The organism is Pedococcus sp. P1_H8 (assembly GCF_056405175.1).
This window is the reverse complement of record NZ_JBFUCP010000002.1, coordinates 224333-246437: the sequence shown is the minus strand read 5'-3', so window position 1 is coordinate 246437 and position 22105 is coordinate 224333. Positions and strand designations below refer to the sequence as shown.

Sequence of the window (22105 nt, the reverse complement as noted above, 5' to 3'; positions counted from 1 at the left end):
CGTGACCACCCTGTACCGCGGCGGCTTCGTCTACACCCCCATCGACCCCTTCGCCAACGCGATGGTGGTCGACGACGCGACGGGCACGATCGCGTGGATCGGCGGGGACGACGCGGCTGCCGTGCACGTCGACGCCGTCGACGAGGTGGTGGAGCTCGACGGTGCGCTGATGACCCCGGCGTTCGTCGATGCCCACGCCCACACGTCCCAGACCGGGGCCGGTCTGCGCGGGGTCGACCTCGGCGCCACGCGCTCGGTGGTCCAGGCTCTCAGTCGCATCGAGGACGCCGCGCGCGCCAACCAGGGCCGCCCCGTCTACGCCCCCAACTGGGACGAGGGCGGCTGGGCGGAGCGTCGTGCGCACACCGGCGCAGAGCTGGACCGCGCGACCTACGGCGGAGTCGTCTACTCAACGCGGGTCGACGGCCACTCCGCCGTCATCTCCTCCGCCCTTGCCGCTGCCTCCGGTGCCCGCGAGCTGCCCGGCTGGGAGGGTGACGGCCTGGTCACCAAGGACGCCCACCACGCAGCCCGGGAGGCCTTCAACGGCGCGGTCACCCCGGCGCAGCGACGGGCCGACATCGACCTCGCGCTCCAGGCCGCAGCAGCCGCCGGAATCGGACTGGTCCACGAGAACGGCGGGCGCACCCTCTCGGGCACCGACGACTTCGCCGAGGTCCTCGCGGCGGGGGAGCGCGGTGACGGTCCTCAGACCATCGGCTACTGGGCCCAGCTCGTGGCCGACGAGGCGCAGGCTCGCGACGTCGCCACCCTGCGCGGCGCCCGGGGTCTGGCCGGCGACCTCAACATCGACGGCTCGATCGGGTCACGGACCGCCCACCTCCGCGCGGACTACTCCGATGCCTCCGGTCACACCGGCAACGCCTACCTCACCGTCGAGCAGGTGCGCGACCATGTCGCGGCCTGCTCACTCGCGGGCGTCCAGGCCGGGTTCCACGTCATCGGCGACGCTGGCGTCGACACCGCGATCGCGGGCTTCGAGGCCGCTGCCGAGCTCGTGGGGGCGCCCGTCGTGACCAGGTCCCGGCACCGGCTCGAGCACCTCGAGATGATCTCGCGGGACGGCATCGAGCGCCTCGTCAGGCTCGGCGTCAGTGCGAGCGTCCAGCCCGCCTTCGACGCCTTCTGGGGCGGAGACCAGGGCATGTATGCCGCCCGGCTGGGCGCCGACCGCGTCCACGGGCGCCGGGGCGGCGACTCGGCCCCGATGAACCCGATCGCATCGATGATGGCTGCCGGGATGATCGTCGCCCTGGGCTCGGACTCGCCGGTGACCCCGTTCGCCCCGTGGGAGGCGGTGCGGGCCGCCGTGAACCACCACGACGAGAGCCAACGGGTGTCCGCCCGCTCGGCGTTCCTGGCGCACACGCGCGGTGGCTGGCGAGCGGCCGGTTACGACGACCGGGGCTACCTCGACCTGGGTCTGCCCGCGAGCTTCGCCGTGTGGGAGGTGGGCGACCTCGTGGTGCAGGCCCCCGACGACCGCATCCAGACCTGGTCCACCGACCCGCGATCCGGGACGCCCGGCCTGCCCGACCTCTCACAGGGCAGCCCCTCGCCGACGTGCCAGCGCACCGTGGTGCGCGGCCGGACGGTCTTCGACTCGGGTGCGCTCGGCCCGTGATCCTCGGCGGGCGCGAAGGGAGGATTTGCGGCACGGGAGGGCATGGGCCGGAAATTCTCTCTCACGCTGCTAGATTTGCCGCGTGTCTTCGCGTGTGAAACCCCTCCTCGACCTCGACCCGGCTGACGTCCGCCGGGCCCGCACCCTGGCTCGCAAGGCCGGCCGACCCGTCGTCACCCTGGCCCAGAGCCACACGACCGTCAGCGTCGAACGCGCCACCCTGCGCCTCGCCGGCCTGGCCGGCGCCGACCACGAGCGGGTGCCATGGGTCAACCACCTCGTCGACGCGGTCCGGGCGGAGGTCGGGCTCGAGCACGGCATCACCAGCCCCGTCTTCGATGCGCTGCGCAGGGGAGAGGCTCCCGACCTGCTCACCCTGGCCCAGAAGGCCGCCAGCGGCTCGGTCCAGTTCCGGCTCCCCGAGGGCAAGGCGGTCACCGCTGCAGCCAAGGACGCGCGCCGCGAGGTGAGCCGCGGCATCCGCGCCATCGACAAGCAACGTGCCAACCGCGACCGCCTCATCAAGCGGCACGGCGACCCGGAGCAGCGCCCGTGGATCTACCTGATCGTCGCCACCGGCGACATCTACGAAGACATCCCGCAGGCGCAGAACGCCGCCCGCGAGGGCGCCGACATCATCGCCGTGATCCGCTCCACGGGGCAGTCGTTGCTCGACTACGTCCCCGAGGGCGCCACGCGCGAGGGGTATGCCGGCACGTACGCCACCCAGGAGAACTTCCGGCTCATGCGGGCGGCCCTCGACGAGACCTCCAAGGAGCTCGGTCGCTACATCCGGCTGACGAACTATGCGTCCGGCCTCTGCATGCCCGAGATCGCGACCTTGGCCGGGCTCGAGCGGCTCGACATGATGCTCAACGACTCGATGTACGGGATCCTCTTCCGCGACATCAACCCGATCCGCACCTTCGTCGACCAGCGCTTCAGTCGGCAGATCCACGCCCGCGCCGGGATCATCATCAACACCGGCGAGGACAACTACCTCACCACCGCCGACGCCGTCGAGGCCGCGCACACGGTCACCGTGAGCCAGCTGCTCAACGAGTACTTCGCCAAGGAGGCCGGTCTCGAGGACTGGCAGCTCGGCCTGGGCCACGCGTTCGAGATCAACCCCGAGATCCCCGACTCGTTCCGGTTGGAGCTCGCGCACGCGCTGCTTGCCCGCCAGCTCTTCCCCGACGCTCCGCTGAAGTGGATGCCGCCGACCAAGCACATGACCGGCGACGTGTTCCGCGGCTACCTCTTGGACGGGTTCTTCAACCTGGTCGGGGCGATGACCGGCCAGGGCATCCTGCTCGTCGGCATGATGACCGAGGCCGTGGTCACGCCATTCCTGTCCGACCGCGACCTCGCCCTGCAGAACGTCCGCTACGTGCTCAACGCAGCCGGCGGTCTCACCGAGGACTTCCACCCGCCCCGCGACGGGTTCATCCAGACGCGGGCCAGAGAGGTGCTGGGCGAGGCCATCGACCTGCTCACCGCCATCACCGAGGAGCCCGGCAAGGCCCCGCTGCTCGAGGCCATCGCGGACGGCACGTTCGGCCTGATGAAGCGCCCCGCCAACGCCGGCAAGGGCCTCGACGGCGTGGTGGTCCGTGCCGACGGCTACGACAACCCCGCCACGACCCTCCTCGAGACGGGGGAGACGCGATGACCCCGGCCCAGGACCCCCGGACGACGGACAAGGCGATGCCGCTCGACCCCATGCCCGCCAAGGCCGCCACCAAGGGGGCCAAGGCAGCGCGCAAGACCCCCGACATCGTGCGGCCCTACGGCGACACCACCGGCGATGGCATGGTGCAGGTGTCGTTCACGCTGCCCGTCCCGCACGACAAGCGGGCCGAGGGCGCCGCGCTCCAGCTCGCGGCCAAGATGGGTCTCGAGCCGGCCCTGCTCGTCCACGCCAAGCCGATGGGTCCGGACTTCACCTTCTTCGTGGTCTACGGCAGCGCCACCCACCTCGTCGACCTGCGCGACGTGGTCGTCGTCGAACGCGAGTTCCCCCTGCTGAGCCCCACCGAGGTCAACAAGGCGGTCAAGTCCCGGCTGCGACGCAAGCTTGTCGTGGTCGGCGCCTGCATCGGCACCGACGCCCACACGGTCGGGATCGACGCGATCCTCAACATCAAGGGCTTCGCGGGGGAGAAGGGCCTGGAGTACTACCGCGAGATCAAGGTCGTGAACCTCGGCGCCCAGGTCCTCGTCCCCGAGCTCGTTGCCCGCGCCAGGGCCGAGAAGGCCGACGCCGTCATGGTCAGCCAGGTCGTCACCCAGCGCGACGCCCACATCCACAACACGACGACGATGAGCGCCGCCTTCCGTGAGGCCTACCCTGCCGGTCAGGTCCCTTTGCTCGTCGTCGGTGGCCCCCGGTTCGAGGAGGGCTCGGCTCCCAAGCTGGGGGTGGACCGCATCTTCGGCCGCGGCACCACCCCCGGCGAGGTCGCCAGCTACCTCGTCCACGCCCTGGCCCCCGCGCCCTCCCGTCAGAACCCCAGCCCGAAGGAGAAGTGATGACCGCCCCCACCGGAGCGACCGTCGGCCTCACTGTCACCCACCGGCGCTACGTCCCCTATAGCCACGCGCACTACGCCGGCAACCTCGTCGACGGTGCCTACTCGCTGGCTGCGTTCGGCGACGTCGCCACCGAGATGTGCATCCGGACGGACGGCGACGAAGGGCTGTTCGCGTCGTACTCCGACGTGCAGTTCAGGGCGCCGGTCCGGGCGGGCGACGTCATCGAGATCGAGGCCCGGCTGGTTCGGGCCGGCACGCGCAGCCGAGAGATGGAGTTCGAGGTGCGCGTCGTCGGCCGGGGCGCCCCGGAACGCGGCGAGTCCGCGGCCGACCTGCTGGACCCGCCAGTGGTGGCCACCACGGCCTGTGGGGTCGTCGTGGTTCCGCCTCCGGCATCGACCGCCTGACGCGCCTTCGGCGTGTCGCGCGCGACACGCCGACCGTTCGCCGATTGCCCGATGTTGCCTTGCAGCACAACGGATTTGGCATGAGCACGCAACCGGCCCAAACGGCGTCTCACACCGGTGAGCGCGGGGTTGACAGCCCTCGCGTCGGGGGTAAGTTTGCCCACGGTTGTATCACCGCAAGACCGTCGACCAGGGGGAATCCAGACCGGAGACGTACGCATTGCCCGGTGGCTAGCGCGCGCAGCCACCGCTTGCCAGCAGTGACGTATGACCGAACTGGTGCCCCGCCTCTCGGCGGTGGTGGACGGCGGCTCGGCCCGCGCGCTTAGTAGACAACAGCAGAATGTCGGCACCCAGTCGACCCCTTGCTGGTCCCAACGGCAGTGCGGGCCGTTCCGTGTCCTACCGTGGTCCCGTGCCGAAGCCGACCATCAGCCTCCGCGGGGGAGCGCGACTCCTCGCCGCTCTGGGTTCCGGCCTGCTCACGTCGTACGCCTTCCCCGAGCACGATCTCTGGTGGCTCGCCCCCGTCGGCGTCGGACTGCTGTCCGCGGCGGTGCTCGGCGCCCGATGGCGACTGGCCCTGGTGCTGGGGCTGGCCCACGGCCTGGGCTTCTTCCTCCCCACGCTGTCGTGGACGGGCGTCTACGTCGGCAACCTCCCGTGGATCGCCCTGGCCACGCTGGAGGCCCTCTACATCGCAGCCATGTGCGCGATGACGGCCGCGGCGCAGCGTCCCCTGCTCGTCTCCAGGCTCCGCCCTCTCGCGTATGCCGCCGTTCCCCTGGCCTGGGTGCTGCAGGAGTGGGCACGCGGGACGACGCCCTTCGGCGGCTTCCCGTGGGCGCGGCTCGCCTTCAGCCAGGCCGACGGCCCGTTGGCGCCGTTGGCGAGGTACGCAGGGGCCCCCGGTCTCACCTTCGCCGTGGCCACCCTGGGCGTCCTGCTGCACCTGGCGGCCCGCGAGCTCACCCACCGGCTGGGCCGACCCCGCCGGGCACAGCCCGCGGCATACCGGCCTCTTGTCGTGGGCCTCGCGCTCGTGGCGCTCGCGCCACTCGCGCTCGCCGTCGCGACGACACCCCCCACGGACGGGCGGAAGGTGTCTGTGCTGTTCGTCCAGGGCAACGTGCCCAAGCCGGGCCTGGACTTCAACGCCGAACGCCGCAAGGTCCTCGACAACCACGTCCAGGGCACCCTCGGGGCAGTCGCCACGGGACATCCGGCGCCGAGCCTGGTCCTGTGGCCGGAGAACTCCTCTGACATCGACCCGTTCGAGAACGCAGACGCGGCCGCCGACATCCGACTCGCCGTCGAGACCGTCAAGGCGCCGATCCTCGTCGGCGCGGTCCTCAACGGCCCCGACCCCTACATCTCCAACGCCAGCCTGTTCTACCGCCCCGGCGACCCGGACCCGGAGCGGTACGTCAAGCAACACCCTGTTCCGTTCGCGGAGTACATCCCCTACCGCGACTTCTTCCGCAACTTCTCCGACAAGGTCGACCTCGTCACCCGGGACTTCACCAAGGGCAACAAGGCGGGCGGCTTCGAGGTGCCGGTGGTGGGGGAGCGGTCCTACTGGATCATCCCCACCATCTGCTTCGAGGTGGCCTACGACGGGTTGATGCGCGACTCGACCCTGCAGCCCGGTCGGGACGCGAGCATCCTCGCCGTGCAGACCAACAACGCGACGTTCGGCTACACCGCAGAGTCCGAGCAACAGTTCGCGATTAGCCGGATCCGCGCCATCGAGCACGGCCGCTCCGTCGTGCACGTCTCCACCGTCGGCGTCAGCGGGTTCATCAACCCCGACGGAACGTACGTCGACAAGACGACGTTGTTCACGCCAGCGGCCCGATACGGGTCGCCGGTGGTGCGCACCGAGGTCACCGTGTCCGATCGCCTGGGACCGCTGCCGGAGTATGCCGCGGGGCTGGCGTTCGTCACACTTCTGGCGCTCGGTCTGTGGCTGCGGCGTCGGACCGCTAGGGTCGATCGCGCCACGGACGGGCCCACCGCACCGGCACAACCACGAAGGGATCCTGTCGTTGTCTGACGAGATCGTGTTGTCTGACCAGATCGACCGGGTGCTCGTGTGCATCCCGACGTACAACGAACGCGAGAACCTGCCGCGCATCGTCGAGCGTGTGCGGGCCGCAGTTCCGACTGCAGACGTCCTCGTGCTCGACGACAACTCTCCCGACGGTACGGGCCAGGTCGCGGACGAGATCGTCGCAGCGGACCCGCAGGTCCACGTCCTCCACCGACCCGGCAAGCAGGGGCTCGGCAATGCCTACCTGGCAGGCTTCGCCTGGGCCCTGGAACAGGGCTACGGCGCGATCGTCGAGATGGATGCCGACGGCTCGCACCAGCCCGAGCAGCTGCCCGCTCTGCTGGCGGCCCTCACCGACGCAGATCTGGTGATCGGCGCGCGGTGGGTGCGTGGTGGCAGCGTGGTCAACTGGCCGCTGCACCGCAAGGCGCTCAGCGTCGGCGCGAACATCTACACCCGGGCCCTGCTGGGTATGCCGGTCCACGACGCCACCGCCGGCTACCGCGTCTACCGCGCCAGCGCCCTGCAGGCCATCGGGCTGGACCACGTGGCGTCGCAGGGCTACTGCTTCCAGGTGGACCTCACGCAGCGGGCCGTCCGGCTCGGGCTGCGCGTCGTCGAGGTGCCGATCACCTTCGTCGAGCGTGAGATTGGTGACTCCAAGATGAGCGGTGACATCATGCGCGAGTCCCTGCACCGGATCACGTCCTGGGGACTGGCGCACCGAGCCGAGCAGGTGCGACGGCTCGGCCGCAGGGAACCCACGTGGCACCGGCTGTAGGACGCACGCCCTATGCGCGGCGACGGCGGCCGCGCTGGCTGGCCGTTGCCTTCGTGCTCCTGCTCGTCGTCCCGGTCCTGGAGATCGCGGCCATCGTCGCGGTCGGCAAAGTCATCGGTGGCTGGCAGACCCTCGTCCTGCTGCTGGTCGAGTCGGCCCTGGGCGCTTGGCTGGTCCGACGCGAAGGGGCTCGCGCCTGGAGGGCGCTGACCACGGCTCTCACCACGGGGCAGATGCCCAGCCGGCAGCTCGCGGACGCGGCGCTCGTCCTCGTGGGCGGGACCCTGCTGCTCACCCCGGGGTTCCTCACCGACCTCGTCGGGTTCTTCTTCATCCTGCCGTTCACGCGGCCCATCGCCCGGAACCTGCTCGAGGCCGTGGTCGCCAAGAGGCTCCTCGGGGGCGTCTTCGGCGGGCGTGGCCCTGGGGCTTCCGGTGGCGCTGGGGGACAGCCACCCAGCGGGCCGGACGTCATCGAGGGCGAGGTGCTCTAGCCCTCACCACGCGGCATACCGGGCGCGACGAAGGCCGCGTCCCATGATCGGGMCGCGGCCTTCGTGGTTCTGCGGCTCAGGCGGTGCGCTTGCGGCGCGGCTTCTCGCCGCGTGACTCGCGCAGGAGCACCAGACGCTCCTCGAGGAGCTCCTCGAGCTCAGGGATGGACCGACGCTCCAGCAACATGTCCCAGTGGGTGCGGACGTGCTTGACCTGCTTGACCTCGGGCTCGGGGCCGTCGACGAGACGGGCCTCCTCGCCGCAACGACATTCCCAGGTCGACGGGATCTCCGCCTCGATCGAGAAGGGCAGCTCGGTCCGGTGGCCCAGTGGGCACACGTAGGACGTGATCTGTCGCTCGCTCGGGACGACGTGGTCGTCTGTCTCGAGACTGTGCGAAACCATTCGGCTGCCCCGGAGGGTGCGCTCTGCCATGACGGGGTTCTCCCAACGTGCTTGGTACCCTGCCCGCTCGGGTGGGGGCTCGGGGATTCACTCGGCATAACGCCGTAGACCCGTGCAATGTTCCGACGTTGGAGACGTCCGTTTCGTTGGCAGTTGTGACGCAAATCACACTCAGACGATCGCGGGGACCTCATTGCCCGCGTCGAGGATCCCCTGGCGCACATTGACCCAGCGCAGGAGCACGAAGCCAAGGACGAAGAAGACGATCAACGCGACGATCGCGGGCCGGTAGGAGTCAGTCAGCTGGTGAACCAGGCCGAAGAGCAGCGTGCCGAACCACGACGTGCCACGCTCCATGGCCTGGTAGAAGGCGAAGAACTCGGCCTCCCGGCTCTTGGGCACGAGCTGGCTGAACAGCGACCGGCTCAGCGCCTGGCTACCACCCAGGACGATTCCGATGAGGACGCCGAGGGCGATGAACGGGATGAACGCCTTCTCCGGGACGAAGAAGGCCGCGATGACGATGCCTGCCCAGGCCACCAGCGACCCGAGGATCGTGCGCCACGCCCCGTAGCTGCGGGCGAACCGGCCGAAGAGAAGCGCCCCGCCGAACGCCACGAACTGCACCAGCAGGATCAACGCGATCAGCTGTTCCTGGGCGAACTTGAGCTCCTCGGCGCCGTAGAGGCTGCTCGAGGAGATGACGGTCTGGATCCCGTCGTTGAAGAACAGGTAGGCCAACAGGAACATCAGGGTGTGCGGGTAGGTCCGCAGGTCGCGGAAGGTGTGACCGAGCTGGGCGTAGCTGCCGCGCACGATGCCGGAGGAGGGCTGGTCGACGCGGGCGATCTCCCCACCGCGCAGGTCCCACAGGCCACGCACGGGAATGAGGGTGAACAGCCCCCACCACAGCCCCGCCGACAGCATGCTGATCCGCACCGCCATGCCCTTGTCGACGCCGATGAGGTCGGGCTTGGAGACGATGACCAGGTTGACCGCGAGCAGCAGCCCACCGCCGAGATAGCCCAGCGCCCAGCCGCGCGACGACACGGCGTCGCGATCGTCGGGGGAGGCGATCCGGCACAGGATGGCGTCGTAGACGACCAGGGACGAACCGAGGGCAATGGTGGCCAGGATCATCATCAGCGCACCGAAGCGCCAGTTGGACCCGTGCAGGAAGAACAGCAGGGACGCGGCCACGGCACCCGCCCAGGCGAAGCCACCGAGCAGTCTGGCCGGGCGCGGGGTGCGGTCGGCGATCGCTCCCACGAAGACCAGCAGTACCGCCGAGATGATGGTCGCCAGGGTCACCGTGTAGGACGCGACCGACCCAGGGTCCAGCGGAGCAGTCAGGACGAGCACGAGGGCACCCACGGCGGCGACCGCCAGCGGGATGGCCGTCGGCATCAGCGCCGGCTTGTTGCGGACCATCTGGACGACGGTGAACACCAGCGCGGCAAGGCCGAGGAGCGTGAGTGCCAGCGCGACCTGCCAGACCCCGCTCGGGAGGTCGGCCGCACCCGGGACGACGTGCAGGTCGACGTGGCAGCTCGCGTCGTCGTCGAGTCCGGGACAGGCCGCCTCCTTGGCGACCGTCGTGAGGTAGGGCGCGAAGAGAACCGTGCCGACGGTCGTGACGAAGGCGGAGTTCGCCCAGTCGTACCAGTACCAGGGCTTCTTGTAGTGCTCGTGCTCAGCCCACGTCGACTGGGCCGCGGCCGCCTCTGTTGTCATGCGTGAAGGGTGGCATAACGAGCAGTCGTGCAGATGGGTATTCCTACCCAAGAGCGATGGCGAGTCGGGGCCTCGCGGTGACTAGCCGGCATACTCCCAGTGCCACGGCTCGGGCAGCCCACCGGTGGGTTCGGCCCAGTCCGGATGGAACCACCCGTAGAGGGGCGCGTTCTGCTTCATCCACAGGTGCGCGGGCGTGCCGAAGCTGTTGATGCCACCGCAGAGGTCCACGGCCCGCCCCATGCCGTGCTCGCTGCGCCCTGGGGTGGCAGCCCACTTGCCCTTGACCTCCTTCACCGCGATCTGCTCGGCGTACGAGCGGTAGGAGTCGGTGACGCAGATGGGGGAGCCCGTGTCCTTCTCGTACGCGAGACTCATCGCGTTGAAGGCCGCGGCAGCGCCCGGGCGAAGGCTCTGCCCAGCCGCGCCGACCAGCGGACACAGACCGGCGACCGGGATCTTGCCATTGGGGTACTCGGTCTCGTTGGTGCTGCAGGCCTTGACCGACCCGTCGGCCAGTACGCCCGGCACGACGAGCGCAGCGCGCAGTCGCCTGGACGCCTCCAGCGCGGCGGCGTTGCCGCTGCCGAGGAGCAGACCGGCCACCGGACCAGCCTTGACGACCTGCTCGGCGTGCAGCTGCCTGGTCGCGTCCAGCTGGGCCTTCTGCTCCTGGACGACCACGTCGAGCTTCGCCTTGGCGTCCGCCGCCTGGGTCGCAGCCTCCGTGGCCCTGGTGCTGGCTTCGACTGCCTTGATCGCGATGGTGCGCTGGAGCTGGGTCTGGTTCTGGACTCGTTCGATCTGCCCGGTGCGCTGGTCGGTGAGGTAGGACAGCTGGGCGGCGGTGTCGCTCGCCTCACTCGCCGACTTCGCGAGGGAGTCGAGGAGGGTGCCCATGTCGCTGATGGTGCCGCCCGTTCCGGCGTAGGCGAGGTAGGCCCACTGGCCCAGGGCCCGCCGGTCCTCGCCCAGGCGGGTGCTGAGCTGCTGGTAGAGGAGCACGTTGCGGTTGGCCTCCTCGCGCGCTGCGCGCTCCGCGTCGCGTGCCGCGGCATACTCCTGCAGGAGGGTGTTGGCTTCGAGGGCGAGCCTGTCGAGCTTGGTCGCGGCGGCCGCGATGCCGGCGTTCGAGGCGGTGAGATCCCTCGTGAGCGCATCGGCAGCGGCGATCTGCGCGGCCAGCTCAGCGGGGCTGAGCGTTGCCTCGCCGCCAGCGCCGGGGGTCGCCGTCGCTCCCGCAGTGACCGTCCCGCTGCCCGCTGTCAGGCCGTCCGTCGGGTGCCCGGACAGGCCGTCGCTCGGGTCGGTTGGTGAGGTAGAAGCCTTGCTCGACGTGGTCGAAGGAGCGGGCGTCGACGAGGTGGCGGGTGTGGACGAAGTGGCCGATGGTGCGGGTGGGGCCGTGCTGCTGGCGTAGGCCGGTGTCCACCCTGCCAGCACCGCGGCGGTCAGGGCGCCTGCGGCTACGCCAGCTCTTCCTGCGAGCCCAAGCACGGTAAGCCAACTCCCTCTCCTGCCACCCTCAGGGCAGCTCTGAACTCCTCAACGCACCATAACCGCGATAGGTCACGTTTTCTCTCGTCCTTTAGTGCGAGAGCACCTGGGTCATCAGGCTGACCCGATGACCCGGATCGCCCAGCTGGGCGACCTCGCGATAGCCCCGGCGCCGGTGGAACTCCAGGGAGGGAAGGTTCGGGGGATCGATGTTGACCTCGAGGACGAGTCGCCCCCGGACTCGGGCAGCATCCTCGACCGCGTCGTAGACCGCCGTCGCCAGTCCGCGACGCCGGAAGCGGTCGTCGATGACGATCCGGTCGAGGTACTCGAACGCGTCCCCGTAGCGCTCGCCGAACCAGCGGTAGTTCGCGGAGTCGTAGTCGGTGCCCGGTCCGAAGACGAGGACGAAGCCGGCCGTCTGCCCGTCGCACACGATCACGTCCGCGCGCGAGGCCCACCGGCGCAGTTCGCCGAGACGAGCCGCGGCGAGGGGCGAGAGGAGCTCGACGTGGTCTGCGTTGAGCTGGAGCACGTCGGGCACGTCGCTGTCGGCCATCGGGCGCAGCACTTCCGGAGCCGCCATGGGCAGAGTCTGCCACCCATGACAGTTGTCACTTCCGCCGAGGTCAGGGGTTACGTAACCTCCCGCAGTCACCACCCCCATCTCCAGGAGCGTGCGTCCATGGCCATTCCCGTCCACAGCAGAAGGGGTGGCCCCATCGCCACCCAGGTCCGGAGGACGGCGGTGACGGCAGGGGTGGCAGTGCTGGCCCTCGCCGCTGCCACCCTCGCGGGCGCAGGCTCGGCCACAGCCCACGGGACGGACAGCCGGCTGGCCCCGCGCACGCACTTCACCATGCAGGCCGACGGCTCGAGCGGGCTGACCGCCGGAGGAGAGGGCATCCCCAACATCGACTCGGTCAAGAAGACCATCTACGCCTACTACGGCGACCCGTCCGGCACCGGCGCAGCCAACCCGACCAGCTCGCCATACATCTCGGAGCTGACCTCGATCCTGGACGCGCAACGCCGCGCGCTGCCGCGCCTGCTGGCCGACGCCGAACGGCACCACCAGAGGCCGGCCATCGTGTTCGATGCCGACGACACGACCCTCTGGACCTACCAGATGGAGGTCGGGGACATGAAGTTCGTGTTCACGCCCGCCGCCCAGGCTCCGTGGGTCAACGAGGAACGATTCCCTGCGGTCCCCGGGATGGTGGCCTTCGTCAACGACGCCCAGGCGATGGGCTTCACGGTCTTCGGGCTCACCGGGCGCAGCGACAGCCAGAAGGCGCACACCGTCAGCAACCTGGCCAAGGTCGGCTACACCGCCTTCCCGGAGAACCGGTTCTTCACCAAGTACAACTCTGGCACGACTCCGCCGAGCTACCTCACCTGCGCGGCCGCGCCCACCTGCAACACCGTCGAGTACAAGGCGGGGACGCGCAAGCACATCGAGCAGGACCTCGGTTACGACATCGTCCTCAACGTGGGTGACCAGTGGTCAGACCTGCAGGGCGGGTATGCCGACCGGTCACTCAAGCTGCCCAACCCCACCTACTACCTGCCCTCGCCGAACCTTCCCGGTGTCAGCGAGCCGCGCCTGGCGCGCACGCGCTTCACGATGAAACCTGACGGGTCCAGCGGGCTGACCGCGGGTGGCGAAGCGATCCCCAACATCGACGTGGTCAAGAAGACCATTGCGGTCTACTACGGCGACACCGGCAGCGGCATCTCCAACAAGGTCTCGTCGCCCTACATCTCGGAGTTCACCCGGCTCATCGACCGACACAGTCGCCAGCTGCTCCAGCAGTGCCGCACCGAGACGAAGCAGGGCCGCAACCCGGCCATCGTGCTCGATGCCGATGACACGACGTTGTGGACCTACGACATGGAGGTCGCGGCCATGCACTTCGTGTTCAACCCGACCGTCCAGGACCGGGAGTGGGTCCAGCCGCAGCGCTTCCCCGCCACGCCGGGGATGGTGTCCTTCGCCAACGCGGCGGCCGAGGCCGGCTGCACCCTGGTCGGTCTGACCGGTCGCAACACGACCCAGCGGGACGCCACGCTAGGCAACCTCGCCAAGGTCGGGTACACCGGTTTCAGCCCGGACAACTACTACACGAAGTGGACGTCCACCGAGCCGATCCCGTCGTACGCGACCTGCGTCCTGGCGCCTCGGTGCACGACGATCGAGTACAAGTCGCAGACGCGAGCGCACGTGGAGGCTCAGGGCTTCGACATCATCGCCAACTTCGGTGACCAGTACAGCGACCTGATCGGAGGATCCGCGGACCGCGCGATCAAGCTGCCCAACCCGACGTACTACCTGCCCTAGTCCCACCGCCCTGGCAGTACGCCCACCCACGATCTGAGGCGGCGCGGAGGTGAGCTCCGCGCCGCTTCGGCCCGGTGACGGCCCGCCGTGTCCACTCCCGCAGGCCGCCGATGCCGTCGTCCACAGCCGGCGGCCTGGACCCTCGACCTGATGGAGGGCTCGGGGCAGCGTGGTCGCATGGATGACACAGGGGAGTGGGTCAACGAGGTGCGACTCGTCGGCAAGGTCAGCGGTGCAGTGGACGAGCGCGAGCTGCCCAGTGGCGACGTCGTCGCCGCGCTCCGCCTCGTGGTGCCGCGTCCGGCGGGTCGAGGTCGTGGGAGCGCCACCGTCGACACGATCGACGTGGCCTGCTGGACGGGACGGACCCGTCAGGTTGCTCGACGGCTGGCCGCTGGGGACCAGGTCGAGGTCGCGGGTGCGTTGCGACGCCGCTTCTTCCGGGCCGGGGCGGCCACCGCGAGCCGCTACGAGGTCGAGGCGCACCAGCTGACCCGGATGCGTCGTGCACCGGGGTAGGGATCGGGGGAGGGGATCGGGGAGTCGGGCGCAATGCGGCGAATAGGCCCTGACCCCAACACGCTAGGCAGGGTCGCGCGCCAGGTGGCACGATCTCGAGGTGACCAGTAGTCCCGCCGCCGAGCAGCACCTGCGCGACCTTGCCAGGCTGCGCCGCGTCCGCGACAGGATCGACCGCGAGTACGCGCTGCCGCTGGACGTCGAGGCGCTTGCCCGTGGCGCGCACATGTCGGCCGGGCACCTGAGCCGTGAGTTCAAGCAGGCCTACGGGGAGTCGCCCTACAGCTATGTCATGACCCGGCGCGTCGAGCGCGCCATGGCGCTCCTACGTCTCGGCGAGCTCAGCGTCACCGAGGTCTGTTTCGAGGTCGGTTGCTCATCGCTGGGCACCTTCAGCACACGCTTCACGGAGCTGGTCGGCGTCCCACCGAGCACCTACCGGCGGCAGATGGCGACGCCCACGCCGGAGATGCCTTCATGTGTCTCGAAACAGGTGACAAGGCCGATCAGGAATCGAGAAGCGCAGGCCCCTGAGGCGCAACTAGCCTGAACGACATGGACATCACCATTCACGCGAGCTTCCTGCCGCAGGACGACCCGGACGCTGCCTTGTCCTTCTACCGCGACACCCTCGGTTTCGAGGTCCGCGGCGACGTCGGCTACAACGGGTTGCGATGGATCACGGTCGGCCCCGTCGACCAGCCCGGCACCTCCATCGTGCTGCACCCGCCGGCCGTCGACCCGGGCATCACCGACGAGGAACGTCGCACGATCGCCGAGATGATGGCCAAGGGCACCTATGCCACCATGCTCCTGGCCACCGCCAACCTCGACGCCACCTTCGAGCGGGTGGCGGCCAGCGGCGCCGACATCGTCCAGGAACCCACCGACCAGCCGTACGGCGTTCGGGACTGCGCGGTCCGCGACCCCGCCGGCAACCTCCTGCGCATCCAGCAGGGCTGAGCCGCCCCGCAGGCTCCCGCAGCAAAGCCCGCACCTCGCCCCGGCCCGCGCACGGACACGGACGCCGGGCATCCCCCCACGGACGGAGACCCGAACGAGCATGGCCACAGCCAAGGACACCCAGCCGACAGCGCCGCACGCAGCCGACAGCCACGACACGATCAGCGTGGTGGGTGCTCGGGAGAACAACCTCAAGGACGTGAACGTAGAGATCCCCAAGCGACGACTGACGGTGTTCACCGGGGTCTCCGGCTCGGGGAAGAGCTCGCTCGTCTTCGCCACGATCGCCGCGGAGTCGCAGCGGATGATCAACGAGACATACAGCGCGTTCGTGCAGGGATTCATGCCGAACCTCGCTCGGCCCGACGTCGACGTGCTCGAGGGGCTGACCACGGCGATCATCGTCGACCAGGAACGGATGGGCGCCAACCCCCGCTCGACCGTCGGCACCGCCACCGATGCCAACGCGATGCTCCGGATCCTCTTCAGCCGCTTGGGCGCGCCCTCCCTCGGGCCGCCGACCGCGTTCTCGTTCAACGTCCCGACACGCAAGGCGAGTGGGGTGATGAGCACCGAGAAGGCCGGCGGCCGGGTCGAGAAGAACGTCGTCAGGGACGTGGTCTACCTCGGTGGCATGTGCCCGCGCTGCGAGGGCATGGGAGCGGTCAGCGACTTCGACCTCACGGCGTTGTACGACGAGACCAAGTCTCTCGCCGAGGGTGCACTGACGGTGCCCGGCTACTCGATGGACGGCTGGTACGGCCGGCTGTTCGAGGGCATGGGCCTGCCGATGGACAAGCCGATCGCCGCGTTCACCAAGAAGCAGCTCGAGACGATGCTGTATGCCGAGCCGACCAAGATCAAGGTCGAGGGCATCAACCTGACCTTCGAAGGGGTCATCCCGAAGATCCAGAAGTCGATGCTCTCCAAGGACGTCGAGGCCATGCAGCCGCACGTGCGGCGCTTCGTGGAACGCGCCATCACGTTCCAGGCCTGTCCGGACTGCGAGGGCACCCGGCTGAGCAAGGAAGCCCGTTCCTCCAGGATCCAGGGCAAGAACATTTCCGACCTCTGCGAGATGCAGATCAGTGACCTGGCCGAGTGGGTCCGCGGGCTCGACGAGCCTTCGGTCGCCCCGCTGCTCAAGGGATTGCAACACCTGCTCGACTCGTTCGCCGAGATCGGGTTGGGCTACCTGTCCCTCGACCGGCCGGCGGGCACGCTGTCCGGGGGAGAGGCCCAGCGCACCAAGATGATCCGTCACCTCGGGTCGTCCCTCACGGACGTCACCTACGTCTTCGACGAGCCCACGATCGGACTCCACCCCCACGACATCGAGCGGATGAACGAGCTGCTGCTCCAGCTGCGCGACAAGGGCAACACCGTGCTCGTCGTCGAGCACAAGCCCGAGACGATCGCCATCGGCGACCACGTCGTCGACCTCGGTCCTGGGGCCGGCACTGAGGGCGGCAGCGTCTGCTTCGAGGGCAGCGTGGAAGGACTGCGGGGGAGCGACACCATCACGGGCCACCACCTCGGCTACCGGGCCACCGTCAAGGACGCCGTGAGATCCGCGACGGGCACGCTCGAGGTCCGGGGAGCCTCGACGCACAACCTCCAGGGAGTGGACGTCGACGTGCCGCTCGGCGTGCTCTGCGTCGTCACGGGCGTCGCGGGCTCGGGGAAGAGCTCGCTGATCCATGGCTCCGTCGCCGGCCGGGACGGCGTCGTGGTCGTCGACCAGGGCGCGATCAAGGGGTCACGCCGCAGCAACCCGGCGACCTACACCGGGCTCCTGGAACCGATCCGCAAGGCCTTCGCGAAGGCCAACGACGTGAAGCCTGCCCTCTTCAGCTCGAACTCCGAGGGCGCCTGTCCGACGTGCAACGGTGCGGGAGTCATCTTCACCGAGCTGGGCGTCATGGCCACCGTCGAGTCCACCTGCGAGGAGTGCGAGGGTCGGCGCTTCCAGGCGTCCGTGCTGGAGTACACCCTGGGCGGTCGCAACATCGCCGAGGTCCTGGCGATGTCGATGACCGAGGCGGAGGCGTTCTTCGGCGACGGCGCGGCCAAGACGCCGGCCGCGCACAAGATCCTCGACCGGATCGTGGATGTCGGCCTGGGGTACCTCACCCTCGGCCAGCCCTTGACGACCCTGTCCGGCGGTGAGCGGCAGCGCGTCAAGCTGGCCACGCAGATGGCCGAGAAGGGCGACGTGTACGTCCTCGACGAGCCGACCACCGGTCTGCACCTGGCCGACGTCGCGAACCTCCTCGGGCTGCTCGACCGGCTCGTCGACTCAGGCAAGTCGGTCATCGTCATCGAGCACCACCAGGCGGTCATGGCGCACGCCGACTGGATCATCGACCTCGGCCCGGGTGCCGGCCACGACGGTGGCCGGGTCGTGTTCGAAGGCACGCCCACCGAGCTCGTCGCCGACCGTTCGACCCTCACCGGCGAGCACCTGGCGTCCTACGTCAGGAGCTCGTGAGGATGACGAGCTGCCTCGTGGCTCGGGTCATGGCGACGTAGCGATCGACCGCTCTCTCGATACCCGTGCCGAACGACTCGGGGTCGACGAGGACGACGAGGTCGAACTCGAGTCCCTTGGACAGCTCCGGCGTCAGGGACTGGACGCGGGAGGTCGCCCGGAGCGTCGTGGCGCCGATGACGCAGGCGATCCCTTCGGCATTGGCGTCGAGCCAGCCCTCGAGGGTCGCGGCCAGCTCGGACGCCGCGCCGTGGACGACCGGGACACCGGTGCTGCGGATGGAGGTGGGCACGTTCGCGTCCGGGATGGCCGCCCGGATGACCGGCTCGGCTTCGGCCATCACCTCTACCGGGGTGCGGTAGTTGATGCTCAGCGACGCGACGTCGAACCGCTCGAGCCCGATCCGCTCCAACCGCTGCTGCCACGTCTCGGTGAACCCGTGCCGGGCCTGGGCGCGGTCCCCGACGATCGTGAAGCTCTTGGACGGGCACCTCGCCAGCAGCATCTGCCACTGCGCGTCGGTCAGCTCCTGGGCCTCGTCGACGACGATGTGGGCGAACGGCCCCGCGAGCAGGTCGGGATCGGCGTGGGGGAGGGCCGCTTCGTCGACCATCGCTCCCTGGAGGTCCTCGCCACGCAGCATCGACATCACATGCATTTCCGAGTCGTCCGAAGCAATCAGCTCGTCGACGACCCGGGCCATCCGTTCGCGTTCGGCGGCGACAGCGGCGTCGTGCCGGTGCCTGAGGCGTGAGGCCTCCGGGTCGCCGAGCCGCTGACGTGCCGCGTCCAGCAGGGGCAGGTCGGACACGGTCCACGCCTGGGCATCCGCGCGCTGGAGTGCCCGGATCTCGTCCGGGCTGAGCCACGGCGCGCACATCCGCAGGTAGGCGGGCACCGACCAGAGGTCACCGACGAGGTCGGCCGCCTCGATCAAGGGCCACGCGCTGTTGAGGATCGTCAGCAGCTCCCGGTTCTGCTGCAGCGAACCGCGGAGCAGCTCGGGGGAGACCTCGCCGTCGTCAAGGTCACCTTCGGGGTCGGCGTCCAGTCGGTCGACCAGGATCGTCAGCAGCTCCTCCCAGATCTGGTCGCGTGCCTCGTTGTGCGGAGTGCCGGGATCGGGGGCCTCGAACGCCGCCGCCCAGTCGTCGGCCCCCACCCAGACATCGGACCAGGGAGTCGTGACGGTCATCCCTGTGGTGGGCGCCTCCTCGTAGAACCGGACGGCGGTCTCGATCGCCCTTACGAGGTCTGCCGACGACTTGAGGCCGGCCACGATCGGGTCGCTCTCGGTGGGACAGGTCTTCGATCGCCTGTTCGAGGCTCGCGGCCATCGCAGCGAAATGCTGCTCGTCGCCGGCGATCAGGCTCGGATCGGCCTTGGCGGTGAGGTGGGCGGACAGGTCGAAGGCGCTGGTCATTGTCATCGGCCGACGATTCTGCGGCACACCCAGGGCCTTGCCGCAAGCCCCTGGTGGGTGCGTTATACGTTGAGAGTGGAAGGGAGCGTTGCGCTCTTCCACGTTGTCGTCTTGGCAGGCCGTCACTCCGGTGTGAATAAACGCCGATAATCGACATTATGTCAATCTAGCGATTCTGGAAGCCTCCCTTACGGTGGTGGCATGGGCACTGACACATCGGCAGCCGGCGACCTGACCTACGCGCTCAACGACGGCACGTCGCTGCCGGCCATCGGCTTCGGCACCTATCCGCTCAAGGGCGACCAGGGCATCGAGGCCATGGTGAGCGCACTCCAGGCGGGCTACCGGCTGCTCGACACGGCCGTCAACTACGGCAACGAGGTGGAGGTCGGCGAGGCCGTTCGCCGGTGCGGAGTCCCCCGCGACGACATCGCGATGGCCACGAAGATCCCCGGCCGTTTCCACTCGAAATCCCTTGCACTGCAGTCCCTTCGGGACTCAGCCGACCGTCTGGGTGTCGATCGGCTCGACGTCGCGCTCATCCACTGGCCGAACCCCAGCCACGACCTCTATCCGCAGGCCTGGCAGGCGCTGGTCGACGCCCAACGCGAGGGCCTGGTCCGCACCATCGGTGTCAGCAACTTCTCGGCGGATCACCTGAGCCGCATCATCGACGAGACCGGCGTGACGCCGGCGGTGAACCAGATCGAGCTGCACCCGTACTTTCCCCAGCAGGCGATGCGGGCGGTCCACGAGGAGCTCGGGATCCGCACGCAGGCGTGGAGCCCGATGGGCAAGCGACAGGCACCCTTCGACGAGCCGCCAGTGGCCGACGCCGCAGGTGCGCACGATGTCACCCCGGGTCAGGTGATCCTGCGCTGGCACGTCCAGCTGGGCTCGCTCCCACTGCCCAAGTCCGCCACGCCTGAGCGGCAGCGGCAGAACCTCGACGTCTTCGGGTTCGAGCTCACCGAGGCGCAGATGGCTGCCATCACCGCCCTGGGGCGCGACGACGGGCGCCTGTTCGGCGGCGACCCCGACACCCATGAGGAGATGTAGCTACTCGAACGGCGCCGGGTCCCCCGCGCCGACGCGGGTCACCTCAGGCGTCCCGTCGGAGTAGTCGATCACCGTCGTCGGGTCGGTGCCACACTCCCCCGCGTCGATGACTGCATCGACCTGCAGGTCGAGCTCTTCCTTGACGAGCCACCCCTCGGTCATCGGAGCCTCCTCACCGGGCAGGATCAGGGTGCTCGAGAGGATGGGCTCGCCCAGCTCTGCCAACAGGGCCTGGACGACGCGGTTGTCGGGGATGCGCACGCCGACCGTCTTCTTCTTCGGGTGCAGCAGCCGCCGTGGCACCTCCTTGGTCGCCGGGAGGATGAACGTGTAAGGCCCCGGTGTGGCCGCCTTGATGGCCCGGAACACGCGGTTGTCGATGTGCACCAGCTGCCCGAGCTGGGCGAAGTCGGCGCACACCAAGGTGAAGTGGTGCTTGTCGTCCAGGTGCCGGATCCGCACGATCCGCTCCTTGCCCTCCTGGTTGCCGAGGGCGCACCCGAGCGCGTAGCCCGAGTCCGTCGGGTAGGCCACCAGCCCGCCGTCCCGGATCAGGGCGACGGCCTGTCCGATCGCCCGTGGCTGCGGGTCAACGGGGTGGACGTCGAGATAGCGGGCCATGTGGTGACTGTATGCCGCGGGGTCGCGGCCGCGCGCACGCGCCGCAGCGCCACGGCATACCTCCCCTCTCCCCCGGCCGACTATGTTGTTCGGCGTGCGCGCACTCGTGAAGACCCATGCCGGCCCCGGACTCGAGCTCAAGGACGTCCCCGAACCACAGCCCGGACCCACGGATGTGAAGATCCGCGTCCTGCGGGCGGGCCTGTGCGGCACCGACCTGCACCTCGAGCAGTGGGACGACTGGGCCGCCTCCACCGTCAAGGCACCCATGACCATCGGGCACGAGTTCTACGGCGAGGTGGTCGAGGTCGGCGAGGACGTCGACTCGGTGCGGGTCGGGCAGCGGGCCTCCGGAGAGGGGCACATCGTCTGCGGGACCTGTCGCAACTGTCGGGCTGGTCGGCGCCACATGTGCATCCACACCAAGGGCATCGGCGTGAACCGCGACGGTGCTTTCGCCGACTTCGTCGTGATCCCGGCCTCCAACGTGTGGATCCAGCCCGATGACCTGGACCCCGACCTCGGTGCGGTGTTCGACCCCCTGGGCAACGCCACCCACACCGCCCTGTCGTTCCCCATGGCCGGGGAGGACGTCGTCATCACGGGCGCCGGACCGATCGGTGTCATGGCCGCCGCGCTGGCCCGCCACGTCGGCGCCCGCCACGTCGTCGTCACCGACCTGAGCGACTATCGCCTCGACCTGGCCAAGAACGCCGGAGCCGACCTCGTGGTCAACGCCCGCACCTCCGACCTGGGCGAGGCGATGAAGTCCCTGGGCATGAAGGAGGGGTTCGACATCGGCCTCGAGATGTCTGGAGTGCCGAGCGCCGTCGAGGACATGCTGGCGCACATGAACCACGGCGGCCGGGTCGCGATGCTCGGTCTGCCGAAGGATCCCTTCCCGATCGACTGGGGCCGGGTCATCACGCACATGATCACCATCAAGGGGATCTACGGCCGCGAGATGTACGACACCTGGTACGCCATGAGCTCGATGCTCGGCAACTCACCGGTGCTGCGCGACCGGATCGCCTCGGTGATCACCCACCGCCTCCCTGCCGAACAGTGGCAGGACGCCTTCGCCGCGGCCCGTTCGGGCCAGTGCGGCAAGGTCATCATGGATTGGAGCTGACCC

General features: G+C 69.3%; 20 protein-coding genes. 14 read left to right on the top strand and 6 right to left on the bottom strand.

Going from position 1 to position 22105, the window contains the following annotated elements:
* Window position 1 precedes the first annotated feature (1 nt).
* The 7 genes from AC1DYG_RS03210 (at window position 2) to AC1DYG_RS03180 (ending at window position 7915) form a co-directional block, all read left to right on the top strand.
* A complete protein-coding gene (locus tag AC1DYG_RS03210; RefSeq protein ID WP_477638454.1) occupies window positions 2-1645 on the top strand; it encodes an amidohydrolase in 1644 nt (547 codons plus the stop codon).
* A gap of 82 nt (window positions 1646-1727) precedes the next feature.
* Window positions 1728-3317 carry a lysine 5,6-aminomutase subunit alpha gene (gene kamD, locus AC1DYG_RS03205; RefSeq protein WP_477638453.1) on the top strand — a complete coding sequence of 530 codons (1590 nt, stop codon included), beginning with the start codon at window positions 1728-1730 and terminating at the stop codon, window positions 3315-3317.
* On the top strand, window positions 3314-4177 hold the full coding sequence (gene kamE, locus AC1DYG_RS03200; protein WP_477638452.1) for a lysine 5,6-aminomutase subunit beta: 864 nt from the start codon (window positions 3314-3316) through the stop codon (window positions 4175-4177). Before kamD ends, kamE begins: the two co-directional genes overlap by 4 nt.
* Entirely contained in the window at window positions 4177-4587 is a 411-nt protein-coding gene (gene kal, locus AC1DYG_RS03195; protein ID WP_477638451.1) for a 3-aminobutyryl-CoA ammonia lyase, read from the top strand. The genes kamE and kal overlap by 1 nt, the downstream gene beginning before the upstream one ends.
* 415 nt (window positions 4588-5002) lie before the next feature.
* Window positions 5003-6643, top strand: a complete 1641-nt coding sequence (lnt, locus tag AC1DYG_RS03190) for an apolipoprotein N-acyltransferase (RefSeq protein ID WP_477638450.1) — start codon at window positions 5003-5005, stop codon at window positions 6641-6643.
* On the top strand, window positions 6636-7421 hold the full coding sequence (locus tag AC1DYG_RS03185; RefSeq protein WP_477638449.1) for a polyprenol monophosphomannose synthase: 786 nt from the start codon (window positions 6636-6638) through the stop codon (window positions 7419-7421). The genes lnt and AC1DYG_RS03185 overlap by 8 nt, the downstream gene beginning before the upstream one ends.
* Window positions 7406-7915 (top strand): FxsA family protein, encoded by a 510-nt coding sequence (locus tag AC1DYG_RS03180; protein ID WP_477638448.1) that lies wholly within the window; start codon window positions 7406-7408, stop codon window positions 7913-7915. Before AC1DYG_RS03185 ends, AC1DYG_RS03180 begins: the two co-directional genes overlap by 16 nt.
* A gap of 76 nt (window positions 7916-7991) precedes the next feature.
* Here AC1DYG_RS03180 and AC1DYG_RS03175 read toward each other — a convergent pair whose 3' ends face one another.
* The 4 genes from AC1DYG_RS03175 to AC1DYG_RS03160 form a co-directional block, all read right to left on the bottom strand.
* Complete coding sequence (locus AC1DYG_RS03175; protein ID WP_179423005.1) at window positions 7992-8351, bottom strand: RNA polymerase-binding protein RbpA; 360 nt, start codon at window positions 8349-8351, stop codon at window positions 7992-7994.
* Between the two features lie 141 nt (window positions 8352-8492).
* Window positions 8493-10055, bottom strand: a complete 1563-nt coding sequence (locus tag AC1DYG_RS03170; RefSeq protein ID WP_477638447.1) for an MFS transporter — start codon at window positions 10053-10055, stop codon at window positions 8493-8495.
* Window positions 10056-10136: 81 nt separating this feature from the next.
* Window positions 10137-11498, bottom strand: a complete 1362-nt coding sequence (locus AC1DYG_RS03165) for a M15 family metallopeptidase (RefSeq protein WP_477638446.1) — start codon at window positions 11496-11498, stop codon at window positions 10137-10139.
* Between the two features lie 145 nt (window positions 11499-11643).
* Window positions 11644-12138 (bottom strand): GNAT family N-acetyltransferase, encoded by a 495-nt coding sequence (locus AC1DYG_RS03160; protein ID WP_477638445.1) that lies wholly within the window; start codon window positions 12136-12138, stop codon window positions 11644-11646.
* Between the two features lie 99 nt (window positions 12139-12237).
* Between AC1DYG_RS03160 and AC1DYG_RS03155 the strand changes: the two genes are divergently transcribed.
* From AC1DYG_RS03155 to AC1DYG_RS03135, 5 genes are all read left to right on the top strand, one after another.
* Entirely contained in the window at window positions 12238-13893 is a 1656-nt protein-coding gene (locus AC1DYG_RS03155) for an HAD family acid phosphatase (RefSeq protein WP_477638444.1), read from the top strand.
* Window positions 13894-14070: 177 nt separating this feature from the next.
* Window positions 14071-14412, top strand: coding sequence for a single-stranded DNA-binding protein (locus AC1DYG_RS03150; protein ID WP_477638443.1), 342 nt, complete (start codon window positions 14071-14073; stop codon window positions 14410-14412).
* Window positions 14413-14512: 100 nt separating this feature from the next.
* Window positions 14513-14962 (top strand): helix-turn-helix transcriptional regulator, encoded by a 450-nt coding sequence (locus AC1DYG_RS03145; RefSeq protein ID WP_477638442.1) that lies wholly within the window; start codon window positions 14513-14515, stop codon window positions 14960-14962.
* A 5-nt stretch (window positions 14963-14967) separates the two neighbouring features.
* Window positions 14968-15375 (top strand): VOC family protein, encoded by a 408-nt coding sequence (locus AC1DYG_RS03140; RefSeq protein WP_477638441.1) that lies wholly within the window; start codon window positions 14968-14970, stop codon window positions 15373-15375.
* A gap of 100 nt (window positions 15376-15475) precedes the next feature.
* Window positions 15476-17866: an ATP-binding cassette domain-containing protein gene (locus AC1DYG_RS03135; RefSeq protein WP_477638440.1), complete on the top strand. Its 2391-nt coding sequence runs from the start codon at window positions 15476-15478 to the stop codon at window positions 17864-17866.
* Here AC1DYG_RS03135 and AC1DYG_RS03130 read toward each other — a convergent pair.
* Window positions 17853-19145 (bottom strand): helicase domain-containing protein, encoded by a 1293-nt coding sequence (locus AC1DYG_RS03130; protein WP_477638439.1) that lies wholly within the window; start codon window positions 19143-19145, stop codon window positions 17853-17855. The genes AC1DYG_RS03135 and AC1DYG_RS03130 overlap by 14 nt on opposite strands.
* A 346-nt stretch (window positions 19146-19491) precedes the next feature.
* Between AC1DYG_RS03130 and AC1DYG_RS03125 the strand changes: the two genes are divergently transcribed.
* Entirely contained in the window at window positions 19492-20349 is an 858-nt protein-coding gene (locus AC1DYG_RS03125; protein ID WP_477638438.1) for an aldo/keto reductase, read from the top strand.
* Here AC1DYG_RS03125 and AC1DYG_RS03120 read toward each other — a convergent pair whose 3' ends face one another.
* Window positions 20350-20970, bottom strand: a complete 621-nt coding sequence (locus tag AC1DYG_RS03120) for an L-threonylcarbamoyladenylate synthase (RefSeq protein WP_477638437.1) — start codon at window positions 20968-20970, stop codon at window positions 20350-20352.
* A 94-nt stretch (window positions 20971-21064) separates the two neighbouring features.
* Here AC1DYG_RS03120 and tdh point away from each other — a divergent pair, with 94 nt between their 5' ends.
* Entirely contained in the window at window positions 21065-22102 is a 1038-nt protein-coding gene (tdh, locus tag AC1DYG_RS03115; protein ID WP_477638436.1) for an L-threonine 3-dehydrogenase, read from the top strand.
* The last annotated feature ends 3 nt before the right edge of the window (window positions 22103-22105 follow it).

Excerpts from the sequence above, each read along its gene's own strand:
- kamE (WP_477638452.1), top strand. The coding sequence starts at position 3,314 with ATGACCCCGGCCCAGGACCCCCGGACGACGGACAAGGCGATGCCGCTC.
- AC1DYG_RS03135 (WP_477638440.1), top strand. The coding sequence starts at position 15,476 with ATGGCCACAGCCAAGGACACCCAGCCGACAGCGCCGCACGCAGCCGAC.
- AC1DYG_RS03155 (WP_477638444.1), top strand. The coding sequence starts at position 12,238 with ATGGCCATTCCCGTCCACAGCAGAAGGGGTGGCCCCATCGCCACCCAG.
- AC1DYG_RS03140 (WP_477638441.1), top strand. The coding sequence starts at position 14,968 with ATGGACATCACCATTCACGCGAGCTTCCTGCCGCAGGACGACCCGGAC.
- AC1DYG_RS03125 (WP_477638438.1), top strand. The coding sequence starts at position 19,492 with ATGGGCACTGACACATCGGCAGCCGGCGACCTGACCTACGCGCTCAAC.
- AC1DYG_RS03160 (WP_477638445.1), bottom strand. The coding sequence starts at position 12,138 with ATGGCGGCTCCGGAAGTGCTGCGCCCGATGGCCGACAGCGACGTGCCC.
- AC1DYG_RS03170 (WP_477638447.1), bottom strand. The coding sequence starts at position 10,055 with ATGACAACAGAGGCGGCCGCGGCCCAGTCGACGTGGGCTGAGCACGAG.
- kal (WP_477638451.1), top strand. The coding sequence starts at position 4,177 with ATGACCGCCCCCACCGGAGCGACCGTCGGCCTCACTGTCACCCACCGG.
- AC1DYG_RS03150 (WP_477638443.1), top strand. The coding sequence starts at position 14,071 with ATGGATGACACAGGGGAGTGGGTCAACGAGGTGCGACTCGTCGGCAAG.
- AC1DYG_RS03175 (WP_179423005.1), bottom strand. The coding sequence starts at position 8,351 with ATGGCAGAGCGCACCCTCCGGGGCAGCCGAATGGTTTCGCACAGTCTC.
- AC1DYG_RS03120 (WP_477638437.1), bottom strand. The coding sequence starts at position 20,970 with ATGGCCCGCTATCTCGACGTCCACCCCGTTGACCCGCAGCCACGGGCG.